Raw genomic sequence first — 10,527 nt, forward strand, 5'->3', positions numbered from 1 at the left:
TTTGTTTAAGTAAAACAATAGGTTATGACCATGGACACGATCTACGCCCTGGCTTCGGCGCGGGGTAAGGCGGGTATTGCGGTCATCCGGATCTCGGGTCCGGACGCCTGGTCCGCGGTCAGATTTCTCGCCGGGAGGTTGCCGTCCCCGCGTCAGGCCGGTCTTCGTAAGCTGAGGCTCGACGGAGAGGTAATCGATGAGGCGATGGTCATGACCTTCTCGGCGGGGGCGAGTTTCACCGGAGAAGAAACGGCAGAGCTCCAGGTACATGGCGCGACCGCGACTGTCGCGGCGGTGCTGAAGGCGTTGTCTGAGCGACCGGGCCTTCGTCCCGCGGAAGCGGGTGAGTTCACGCGGCGGGCGCTCGAGAACGGTCGGCTCGACCTTGCGCAGGTCGAGGGGCTCGCGGACTTGATCGAGGCTGAGACGGAGGCGCAGCGCAAACAGGCGCTACGTGTGCTGTCCGGAGCAGTCGGGACTCGCGCCGAGGGTTGGCGAAGAGATCTGGTGCGGGCCGCAGCACTTTTGGAGGCGACGATCGACTTCGCGGACGAGGACGTGCCGGTCGATGTGACGCCCGAGGTACTGGCGCTGATTGATGGGGCATTGGAAGACCTTCGGCGCGAGATGAAGGGTTTCGGTGCGGCTGAGCGGATCCGGGAAGGGTTCGAGGTAGCGATCGTTGGCCGCCCGAATGCCGGAAAATCGACGCTGTTGAACGCGATGGCTGGGCGTGAGGCGGCGATCACCTCGGAAGTTGCGGGGACGACGCGGGACGTGATCGAGGTGCGAATGGATCTCGACGGGCTGGCGGTGACCTTGCTCGATACCGCCGGGCTGCGCGAGACCGACGATCATGTGGAAGGTATCGGTGTTGAGCGTGCCTTGGCTCGTGCGCGACTTGCGGACCTTCGGGTCTTTCTGGTGGAAGGTGAGTCCGTGCCGATGATTGAGCCCGGCCCGGAGGATATCGTCGTTGAGGCGAAGGCTGACCTCGAATTAGGAGCCGGGACGCAATTGCGTGTTTCGGGCAAGACCGGGCAGGGGTTGTCGGAACTGATCAAGGTGATTTCGGAGAGACTTGGCAAGCGCGCCGGATCTGCAGGGCTGATCACGCGCGAGCGGCATCGACTGGCGATCGCACGTGCGGTGGGGGCTATGGAATCGGCGCGCGATGAGGTAAGGAACGGTCCGGATCGAGCGGAGCTTGCCGCCGAGAATCTCAGGCAGGCGGTAAGGGCGCTCGATTCACTGGTCGGTCGTGTCGATGTCGAAGATCTGTTGGACGAGATTTTCTCGAGCTTCTGCATCGGCAAATGAGGAGTGTTTCACGTGAAACATTTTGACGTCGTGGTGGTCGGTGGCGGGCACGCCGGGGTCGAGGCGGCACATGCGGCAGCGCGACTCGGCGCCTCGACGGCGCTCGTGACGCTGCGACGTGACGCAATTGGTGTCATGTCATGTAATCCGGCCATCGGCGGGCTCGGCAAGGGCCATCTCGTGCGCGAGATCGATGCTCTGGATGGCGTTATGGGGCGGGTGGCGGATATCGCGGGCATCCAGTTCCGGCTTCTTAACAGACGAAAGGGGCCGGCGGTGCAGGGGCCGCGCGCCCAGGCCGACCGCAAGCTCTATCGGGAGGCCATGCTCGAGGAGACGGAAGCGCGGCCGGGTCTGGCGGCGATCGAGGGCGAGGTCGTCGATTTTCGTACGGATAATCATAGGGTTGCCGGTGTGGTTCTGGCCGGTGGTGAAGTCATTGCGGCCCGCGCCGTTGTCTTGACCTCGGGTACGTTCCTTCGCGGAATGATCCATATTGGCGATCAGCGACAGGCGGGAGGCCGAATTGGCGATAAGCCCTCGCTCCGTTTGGCAGAGCGGATCGAGGGCTTGGGGCTGCCCGTGGGCCGGCTTAAGACCGGAACGCCGCCGCGGCTCGATGGCCGCACGATCAACTGGGATGGTCTGGAGCGTCAGGACGGCGATGCCGAGCCGGTTCTTTTTTCTTTCATGAACCGGCGTCCATTCGCGCGTCAGATCAGTTGTGCGATCACCCATACAAATGAACGAACCCACGCGTTGATTCGTGACAACCTGGCGCGCTCGGCCATGTATGGCGGACATATTGAAGGCGTGGGCCCGCGCTATTGCCCATCGATCGAGGACAAGGTTGTTCGTTTTGCGGACAAGACGTCTCACCAGGTTTTTCTGGAGCCGGAAGGGCTGGATGATCCGACCGTCTATCCCAACGGTATTTCGACATCGCTACCGGTGGATGTTCAGGAATCTTATGTGCGCTCGATTGCCGGACTCGAGGCTGTAGAGATCATGCAGCCGGGTTATGCGATCGAGTATGACTACGTAGACCCGCGCGCGTTGACGTCGACCTTGGCAGTCAAGCAAGCTCCTGGACTATATCTCGCGGGACAAATCAACGGAACCACAGGATATGAGGAGGCCGCCGCGCAAGGTCTCGTCGCTGGCCTCAACGCCGGCCTTACCGCGCTGGACCGGCCGGCGGTGACATTCAGCCGCACGAAAAGCTACATCGGCGTCATGATCGACGATCTGGTGACGCGCGGTGTGACGGAGCCTTACCGCATGTTCACGTCGCGGGCCGAATTTAGGCTGTCCCTTCGTGCCGACAATGCGGACCAGCGGCTCACAGGATTTGGTATCGATCTTGGTTGCGTGGGAGAAAACCGGCGCGAACGCTTTTTGGAAAAGATGGAGCGCCTCGACGCGGGCCGGTCGGCGCTGGAGTCGGTCCAGATCACGCCGCGAGAGGCTGCCGAGAAGGGGATCAGCATCAGCCAGGACGGTCAGCGGCGGTCAGCGTTCACCTTGTTATCCTTCCCTGATGTGGATTTCGCGGTGATCGAGCGAATCGAACCGTCGTTGGCGGATATTGACGACGACACCAAGGAGCAGCTCACACGTGATGCGCTTTACGCGAAATATATTGACCGGCAGAAGTCAGATGTTGCGGCAATGCAGCGCGACGAACACCATGAAATCCCGAGAGATTTCGATTATCCCGCGCTTCGGGGCCTGTCGCATGAGTTGCGCGAGAAGTTGATGCGGGCGCAGCCCCTTACACTCGGACAGGCCGGTCGCGTTGATGGGATGACGCCGGCGGCCCTCACGCTCATCCTGGCCGCGCTGCGTCGCGCCGAGAAACAGAGCGCGGCGGGGTAGGCGTGAGCGAATCCTTCGATCTCGGGCGGAATGTTTCACGTGAAACATCTGAACGTTTTTATCACTATGTCCACCTCCTTCGGAAATGGAATCCGGCGATCAATCTTGTCGCGCGCTCGACGATTGACGATGTCGGGCGCCGGCATCTCGCTGATTCGGCGCAGATCTTCGACTTGGCGCCGGCCGACGCCCAGATCTGGGCCGATCTTGGAAGCGGCGGCGGCTTCCCGGGACTCGTGGCCGCGATTCTGGCGGCGGACGAACGTCCGCACCTAAGGCTGACACTGGTCGAAAGCGATCAGCGCAAAGCCGCGTTCCTTGCGACCGTGAGCAGTGAGCTCGGCCTTAAGACCAAGATCCGGGCGGAGCGGATCGAGTCGCTAGGCCCGCTTAATGCTGAGATCCTTTCGGCTCGTGCGCTTGCGCCATTGGCATCACTCTTGTCCTTCTCTGAACGACACCTTGCGTCGGGCGGTGTCGCGCTCTTTCCCAAAGGAGCGAATCATCAGGTTGAGATCGATCAAGCGCTTGAAGATTGGAAGTTTTCCTATCAAAAGACACCGAGCAGGACGGATCCCGACGCCGTCATCCTGACCATCGGAGGTATCACGCGTGTCTGATCCGACTCGTCCGCCGGGCCCGCGAATCATCGCCGTCGCAAACCAGAAGGGCGGGGTGGGCAAAACCACGACCGCGATCAACCTTTCGGCGGCGCTCGCCGAAGAGGGTTTGAGCGTGCTTCTCGTGGACATCGACCCCCAGGGTAACGCGTCGACCGGCCTCGGCGTTGAGCCTGCGCAGCGGGAAAAGACCTCCTACGACCTGTTGATCGAGGATGCCTCGCTCATGGACGTGATTCGTCCCACGAAGGTCGAAGGACTTTGGATCTGTCCAGCGACGACGGACCTCTCGTCGGCCGACATCGAGCTTGTCGCGAATGAAAAGCGTAGTTTTCTCCTGCACGATGCCCTCCGTCAGCCCGCGATCGACATCTTCGGCTTCGATTACATCCTGATCGATTGCCCACCATCCCTCAGCCTGCTGACCGTCAACGCCATGGTCGCCGCGCATTCGGTCCTGGTCCCGCTGCAGGCGGAGTTCTACGCGCTTGAAGGGCTGTCCCAGTTGATGTTGTCAATCCGACAGGTTCGGCAAACTGCCAATGCGGATCTGCGGATCGAGGGTGTTGTCCTCACGATGTATGATAGCCGGAACAATCTATCACAACAGGTAGAGGCTGACGCGCGAGATAATCTCGGTGCGCTGGTCTATGAGACGGTGGTACCACGCAATGTCCGTCTGAGCGAAGCGCCGTCTTACGCGGTGCCTGTTCTCGCTTACGACACGATGTCGAAGGGCAGCCTTGCCTATCGTGCACTTGCGCAGGAAATGTTGTCGCGGCACCGGAAGAACTAGGAAAGGGCAGACCATGTCGGACAGAAAGAGCGAGCGGCGCGGCCTCGGGCGCGGGCTTTCGGCCCTTATGGCGGACGTCAATCTTGACCCGGGCGAGGATTCACTGCCGGATCGCCCGCGACGCTCTGACGCCCGCTTGCCGGTCGAGAAGCTCGAGCCAAATCCCGACCAGCCCCGCCGGGATTTTCCGCGCGAGCAGCTCGAGGAGCTTGCGGCATCAATCCGCGCCAAGGGCATCATTCAGCCGCTTATTGTCCGACAAAATCCTAGAAAATCAAATAGTTACGAGATCGTCGCGGGAGAGCGGCGGTGGCGTGCCGCGCAGATGGCGCAGCTGCACGACGTTCCCGTGGTTATCCGAGACTTCACCGATACCGAGGTTCTCGAGGTTGCGATCATCGAAAACATCCAGCGCGCCGACCTGAACCCGGTCGAGGAGGCGATGGGTTACCGCCAGCTTATGGACCGGTTCGGTCACACTCAGGAGAAGCTTGCCGAGGGGCTTTCGAAGAGCCGCAGTCACATTGCCAATCTTCTGCGTCTGCTGACCCTGCCGGACGAGGTCCAAGTCTGGTTGCGCGAAGGCCAGCTCACAGCGGGTCATGCCCGTGCGCTGGTGACCACGGAAGATCCCGTCGCGCTGGCCAGGCAGGTCATGGCGAAGGGCCTTTCGGTGCGCGAGACCGAGCGGCTGGCCAAGGCCCCGGCCAAAACGGCGGCACCGCGACAGGCTGCGCGCCACGAGAAGGACGCGGACACTCGCGTTCTCGAGCAGGATCTTTCCGCCAATCTGAAAATGAAGGTGGTGATCGACCACAGAGGCCAAGACGGCGGCAACCTGATGATCACCTACAGAACGCTCGACGAACTCGACGAACTCTGCCAGATCCTGAGCTCGACCCGCTAGGCTTCAGGCCGCGTCCAGAGAAACAGCAAGACTGCACAGAGCACCACCGCCTGCGCGGCCAGCAGTTTTGCGGGCAGGCCGACGGCCGCAGCGAGACACATCGCGACCGCAATCGACCCGCTCGCAATCCACTTCACGCGCCGCGAGACCGCACCACGTTCTTGCCAGTCCCGAATTGGCGGTCCGAACTGATGATGCGTCACGAGCCAGCCATGCATCCGTGCCGATCCCCTCGCGAAGCAGTAAGCTGCCAGGAGCAGGAAGGGGACCGTCGGCAAGAGCGGCAAAACCGCCCCGGCCACTCCGAGCGCAAGTGCCACACCGCCTGCGAGCGCCCAGACCGGACGGATCATGGCATCAGCTCCCGGATCACAGCGTTAAGAACCGCTCGCCCGGCCGCCGTCGCGGCAACCCGCGCGCCATCGCGACGCAACATCCCGATCTCTTCAAGCCGCACGAGGGCTCCTTCATCCAGCCCGGTTCCGCCCAGACGCGCGAACCGCTCAGCATCCATGCCTTCCGCCAGCCTCAGCGCCATCATCAGGTACTCTCCTGCCTGATCGGCGGCCAAAACTTGCTCCCGGGTGGCCTCTCCATGCCCCGCAACTTCGACCTGCCGCAGCCATTGGGACGGTGCGAGCGGCGTCTCCGTCGCAAACCGCTGACCATCAAGTGTCAGTCGGCCATGCGCGCCAGGTCCGATTCCGGCATAATCGCCATAACGCCAGTAGATCAGGTTATGCCGGCTCTCCGCGCCATCTCGGGCGTGGTTCGATACCTCATAGGCAGGCATTCCGGAGCGGCCAAGAATATCCTGTGTTATCATATACATATCGGCTGATAGATCGTCTTCCGGCAAGCCCTTCAGTCCGCCGGCCGCGTGGCGAGCACCGAATGCGGTCCCATCCTCGATCGTCAGCTGATAAAGTGAAAGGTGGTCCACGGCCATCGCCACTGCTTCGCCAAGCTCGGCCTCCCAGGCGCGCAGTTCCTGGTCCTGCCGCGCATAGATCAGATCGAAGCTCACCCGCGCGAACGCTTCGCGCGCCACATCGAACGCCGCGCGCGCCTCCGCAACGGAATGCAGTCTCCCGAGCCTCTTCAGATCGGTGTCGTTCAATGCCTGAAGGCCCATCGAAATCCGGTTGACCCCGGCCTCGGCGTAGCCGCGGAACCGCCCGGCCTCGACGCTTCCGGGATTGGCCTCGAGCGTCACCTCCAGATCGTTCGCCATCCTCCAGGTCGCGTGCACCTTGTCGAGAATAGCCGCCACCAGATCCGGCGCCATCAGCGACGGCGTGCCGCCACCGAAGAAGACCGTGTTGAGAATGCGGCCTTCGGTCTCACGTCCGACCCGTTCGATTTCCCACAGATAGGCCCGTTTCCACCGCTCCTGGTCGATTTCGGCCGCGACGTGGGAATTGAAATCGCAATAGGGGCATTTCGAGGCGCAGAACGGCCAGTGCAGATAAAGCCCGAATCCACCGTGCCGCCAGTCTTCCATCCACGCCTCTCCAGCCGGAGCCGCTTTCAACCCTTGAAGGCGGTGACCTCGATCTCGAGCTTCATCTCCGGCCGGATCAGGCCCGCGATCACCATGGTCGCCGCCGGGCGGATCCCGCCCAACGCCTCGCCGAGCGCCGGCACCACTTCCTCGACCAGCGACGCATCGGTGACCGTATACTGCACCCGCACCACGTCCTCGAGTGTGAATCCGGCCTCATCCAGGACACTCCGGATCGTCGAGAAGCAGTTCCGCGCCTGGTCTGCGATCGGCTCCGGCATCGTCATCGTCGCGTAATCATAGCCGGTCACACCCGAGACGAAACACCAGCCACCCTTCACTACCGCGCGGCTGTAGCCCATGGTTGCCTCGAAGGGCGATCCGGTCGATATCCGCTTCATGCGTCGCGTTCCTCGAAACAGGCCACCAGTTTCAAGAACGCATCGGCACGGTGGCTGATCCGGTTCTTTTCCGCCGGATCCATCTCCGCGAAGGTCAATTCATAGCCGTCGGGCTGGAACATAGGGTCGTAGCCATGTCCCTCGGCTCCGCGCATCGGCCAGACGACCTGACCCTCGACCTTGCCCTCGAAAACCTCGTCGTGCCCGTCCGGCCAGGCCAACACCATCGTGGCCCTAAACCGCGCAGTGCGGGGGTAGGGGGCGCTCACACGCTCCAGTTCGTGCCAGGTCCGGGTCATGGCCTTCACGAAATCCCGCCCCGAGGGCGTCATCGCCCAATCGGCGGTATAGACTCCAGGCGCGCCGCCAAGTCCGTCGACCTCGATGCCGCTGTCATCGGAGAGCGCGGGGAGCCCAGCCGCCTTCGCGGCGGCATGGGCCTTGATGCGGGCATTGCCGACGAAGGTCGTCTCGGTCTCCTCGGGCTCCGGCAGCCCCATCTCGCCGCCACTGACGCAGGCGATACCGTAGGGTGCCAGAAGGGCTGCGATCTCGGCCAGCTTGCCCTTGTTGTGGGTCGCCACCAAAAGCTGCTTGCCCGAGAATTTCCGCATCAGATCGCCGCCTTCTGCGCCTCGACCAGCCGCACAATCCCGGCTTCAGCGAGATCGAGGAGCCTGCCCATCTCGTCGCGCGAGAAGGTCGCGCCCTCGGCCGACATCTGCACCTCAATGAGCCGCCCGCGACCGGTGAGGATGAAATTGCCGTCGGTTCCCGCCTCGCTGTCCTCGGCGTAATCTAGATCGGCGATCGGCTGGCCGGCATAGATGCCACAAGAGACCGCGGCGACGTGATCGACGATCGGATCGGAGGTCACGACACCGGCCTTGAGCAGTTTGTTGACCGCCAGCCTGAGCGCGACCCAACCGCCGGTGATCGCCGCGCAGCGGGTTCCGCCATCCGCCTGAATCACGTCGCAATCCACAACGATCTGGCGCTCGCCAAGCGCGACACGGTCCACGCCAGCCCGCAGGGCGCGACCTATAAGCCTTTGAATTTCTTGTGTTCTTCCAGACTGCTTGCCGGCGGCGGCCTCTCGGCGGTTGCGGGTGTTGGTGGCGCGCGGCAGCATCCCGTACTCCGCCGTCACCCAACCGAGCCCGGTGCCCTTCAGGAACGAGGGCGCCTTGTCCTCGATCGTCGCGGTGCACAGAACATGAGTGTCGCCACAGCGGATCAGACAGGATCCCTCGGCGTGTTTGGTGACGCCCGTTTCGATCGAGATCGTCCGCATCTCGTCGAGTTTCCGGCCAGAGGGTCGCATGGATCGTCCTTTCCTCTCTCTTTCGGCCAGATACAGGCCGCTTGGCAGCCGATGCAACCCCGATTGACGGTTGGGGCCTTGGCTCTTTAACTGTCCCGCACCCATATGGGGAAGGCGATGAGTGACCGAGCGAAGATCCTGGCCGAGATGAACGACCGCTCGCGGGAGGTGTTCCGGCGCGTGGTCGAGGGCTATCTCGACAGCGGTGATCCGGTCGGCTCGCGCACGCTGACCCGCGCCATGAGCGAGAAGGTCTCGGCCGCGACGATCCGCAACGTGATGCAGGATCTCGAGCATCTCGGACTTCTCGACAGCCCCCATACATCGGCCGGTCGGATCCCGACCCAGCTCGGACTCAGGATGTTCGTCGACGGGTTGATGGAAGTCTCGACGCTCTCGCTCCAGGACCGCGAGGCGATCGATGCCACGACGGGCGGCAAGGAACCGGGGGTCGCCTCGCTTCTCGACCGCGTCGGCCAGGCTCTGTCCGGCATCACACATGGCGCGAGCCTCGTGCTCACGCCGAAGCACGAGGCGCCGATCCGCCATATCGAGTTCGTGAACCTCGGCCCTGACCGCGCGCTGGTTGTGCTGGTCTTTGCCGATGGCCAGGTCGAGAACCGCGTCTTCACCCCGCCACCCGGCCAGACGCCGTCCTCGATGCGCGAGGCGGCCAACTTCCTCAACGTGCTGGCCGAGGGCCGGACACTTTCCGAACTTCGTGTCCATATGCGGACCGAGATTGCCCGACGCCGCCAGGAGCTCGACGCCGCAGCGCACGCGCTCGTGGAAAGTGGCCTCGCCGTGTGGGAGAATCCTGGCGAGTCCCAGGAGCGCCTGATCGTGCGCGGCCGCGCCCATCTGCTGGACCAGGCCGACGAGACCGATCTCGACCGGATTCGAACGCTCTTCGACGATCTCGAACGCAAGCGCGACATCGCCGAATTCCTCGAACTGGCCGAAACGGGCGAGGGGGTGCGCATTTTTATCGGCTCGGAGAACAAGTTGTTCTCACTTTCGGGTTCCTCTCTTGTGGTCTCTTCCTATATGAACGCTGACCGAAAGATCATCGGTGCCATCGGCGTGATCGGGCCGACGCGGCTCAACTATGGCCGTATCGTTCCGATCGTCGATTACACGGCGCAACTCGTCGGACGGCTCTTGTCCGGGGAGCGCAAGGGATAAGACCATGAGTGACATGAAGAAAGACGAGATTGCCGAAGACCAGGCGCTGATCGGCGACGAGGGATTCGAGACCGACGTGATGGCAGGAGAGCTTGAGGCGCTCCGCGCCGAGCGTGACGAGATGCGCGACCGGTTCATGCGCGCGCTCGCGGACGCCGAGAACATCCGCAAGCGCGGCGAGCGCGACCGCCGCGAGGCCGAGCAATACGGCGGCTCAAGGCTCGCCCGCGACCTCCTGCCGGTCTATGACAATCTCAAGCGCGCGCTCGATGCGGCCAGCGAGGAAAGCCGCGCTGCCGCCAAGGGTCTGATCGAAGGCGTCGAGCTGACCATGCGCGAACTGATCAGCGTCCTTGGAAAGCATGGTGTGCAGCCGGTCGTACCGGCAGTCGGCGAGACCTTCGATCCGCAGCTTCACCAGGCGATGTTTGAAGCACCTGTGCCCGGCACCAAGGCGGGGGACATCATCCAGGTGATGACCGAGGGATTCATGCTCCATGAGCGTTTGCTGCGGCCCGCGCAGGTCGGCGTGTCCTCGACGCCGAAGTCCTGACGTCCGGCGTCGCAGGGGGGGGGGGGACAACCCCCCCCC

12 protein-coding genes are annotated in these 10,527 nt (G+C 63.0%); 7 read left to right on the top strand and 5 right to left on the bottom strand.

Features of this window, described 5'->3' with window-relative positions:
* The first annotated feature begins 30 nt into the window (after positions 1 to 30).
* Genes mnmE through R5H32_RS07385 form a run of 5 tightly spaced genes read left to right on the top strand, consistent with a single transcriptional unit; the run spans position 31 to position 5,521 of the window.
* A complete protein-coding gene (gene mnmE, locus R5H32_RS07365; protein ID WP_318338043.1) occupies positions 31 to 1,320 on the top strand; it encodes a tRNA uridine-5-carboxymethylaminomethyl(34) synthesis GTPase MnmE in 1,290 nt (429 codons plus the stop codon).
* Between the two features lie 12 nt (positions 1,321 to 1,332).
* Positions 1,333 to 3,198, top strand: coding sequence for a tRNA uridine-5-carboxymethylaminomethyl(34) synthesis enzyme MnmG (gene mnmG / locus R5H32_RS07370; RefSeq protein WP_318338044.1), 1,866 nt, complete (start codon positions 1,333 to 1,335; stop codon positions 3,196 to 3,198).
* Between the two features lie 2 nt (positions 3,199 to 3,200).
* Positions 3,201 to 3,818, top strand: coding sequence for a 16S rRNA (guanine(527)-N(7))-methyltransferase RsmG (gene rsmG, locus R5H32_RS07375; RefSeq protein WP_318338045.1), 618 nt, complete (start codon positions 3,201 to 3,203; stop codon positions 3,816 to 3,818).
* A complete protein-coding gene (locus tag R5H32_RS07380) occupies positions 3,811 to 4,614 on the top strand; it encodes an AAA family ATPase (protein ID WP_318338046.1) in 804 nt (267 codons plus the stop codon). The genes rsmG and R5H32_RS07380 overlap by 8 nt, the downstream gene beginning before the upstream one ends.
* A gap of 13 nt (positions 4,615 to 4,627) precedes the next feature.
* A complete protein-coding gene (locus R5H32_RS07385; RefSeq protein ID WP_318338047.1) occupies positions 4,628 to 5,521 on the top strand; it encodes a ParB/RepB/Spo0J family partition protein in 894 nt (297 codons plus the stop codon).
* Here R5H32_RS07385 and R5H32_RS07390 read toward each other — a convergent pair.
* From R5H32_RS07390 to rph, 5 genes are read right to left on the bottom strand one after another with little or no spacing between them, the layout of a single operon-like run.
* Entirely contained in the window at positions 5,518 to 5,871 is a 354-nt protein-coding gene (locus R5H32_RS07390; protein WP_412099003.1) for a YbaN family protein, read from the bottom strand. The two genes, R5H32_RS07385 and R5H32_RS07390, sit on opposite strands and share 4 nt — an antisense overlap.
* Positions 5,871 to 7,025: a radical SAM family heme chaperone HemW gene (gene hemW / locus R5H32_RS07395; RefSeq protein WP_318338049.1), complete on the bottom strand. Its 1,155-nt coding sequence runs from the start codon at positions 7,023 to 7,025 to the stop codon at positions 5,871 to 5,873. Before hemW ends, R5H32_RS07390 begins: the two co-directional genes overlap by 1 nt.
* Positions 7,026 to 7,051: 26 nt before the next feature.
* A complete protein-coding gene (locus R5H32_RS07400; protein ID WP_318338050.1) occupies positions 7,052 to 7,426 on the bottom strand; it encodes a RidA family protein in 375 nt (124 codons plus the stop codon).
* Positions 7,423 to 8,040, bottom strand: a complete 618-nt coding sequence (rdgB, locus tag R5H32_RS07405; protein ID WP_318338051.1) for an RdgB/HAM1 family non-canonical purine NTP pyrophosphatase — start codon at positions 8,038 to 8,040, stop codon at positions 7,423 to 7,425. The genes R5H32_RS07400 and rdgB overlap by 4 nt, the downstream gene beginning before the upstream one ends.
* A complete protein-coding gene (rph, locus tag R5H32_RS07410) occupies positions 8,040 to 8,750 on the bottom strand; it encodes a ribonuclease PH (RefSeq protein ID WP_318338052.1) in 711 nt (236 codons plus the stop codon). The genes rdgB and rph overlap by 1 nt, the downstream gene beginning before the upstream one ends.
* A gap of 117 nt (positions 8,751 to 8,867) precedes the next feature.
* On the opposite strand from rph, the gene hrcA reads away from it, so the two are divergent.
* Together hrcA and R5H32_RS07420 are read left to right on the top strand one after the other, a co-directional pair.
* The gene (gene hrcA / locus R5H32_RS07415) at positions 8,868 to 9,935 is read left to right on the top strand and encodes a heat-inducible transcriptional repressor HrcA (RefSeq protein ID WP_318338053.1); all 1,068 of its coding nucleotides are present in this window, start codon (positions 8,868 to 8,870) and stop codon (positions 9,933 to 9,935) included.
* A gap of 4 nt (positions 9,936 to 9,939) precedes the next feature.
* Positions 9,940 to 10,488 (top strand): nucleotide exchange factor GrpE, encoded by a 549-nt coding sequence (locus R5H32_RS07420; protein WP_318338054.1) that lies wholly within the window; start codon positions 9,940 to 9,942, stop codon positions 10,486 to 10,488.
* Positions 10,489 to 10,527: the final 39 nt, after the last annotated feature.

The organism is Defluviimonas sp. D31 (genome assembly GCF_033436765.1).
In the GTDB taxonomy this organism is placed as follows: Bacteria; Pseudomonadota; Alphaproteobacteria; order Rhodobacterales; family Rhodobacteraceae; genus Albidovulum.

Bases quoted from the DNA above. Each gene is read 5' to 3' on its own strand.
- mnmE (WP_318338043.1), top strand. From the start codon at position 31: ATGGACACGATCTACGCCCTGGCTTCGGCGCGGGGTAAGGCGGGTATT.
- R5H32_RS07385 (WP_318338047.1), top strand. From the start codon at position 4,628: ATGTCGGACAGAAAGAGCGAGCGGCGCGGCCTCGGGCGCGGGCTTTCG.
- hemW (WP_318338049.1), bottom strand. From the start codon at position 7,025: ATGGAAGACTGGCGGCACGGTGGATTCGGGCTTTATCTGCACTGGCCG.
- R5H32_RS07400 (WP_318338050.1), bottom strand. From the start codon at position 7,426: ATGAAGCGGATATCGACCGGATCGCCCTTCGAGGCAACCATGGGCTAC.
- rdgB (WP_318338051.1), bottom strand. From the start codon at position 8,040: ATGCGGAAATTCTCGGGCAAGCAGCTTTTGGTGGCGACCCACAACAAG.
- rph (WP_318338052.1), bottom strand. From the start codon at position 8,750: ATGCGACCCTCTGGCCGGAAACTCGACGAGATGCGGACGATCTCGATC.
- hrcA (WP_318338053.1), top strand. From the start codon at position 8,868: ATGAGTGACCGAGCGAAGATCCTGGCCGAGATGAACGACCGCTCGCGG.
- R5H32_RS07420 (WP_318338054.1), top strand. From the start codon at position 9,940: ATGAGTGACATGAAGAAAGACGAGATTGCCGAAGACCAGGCGCTGATC.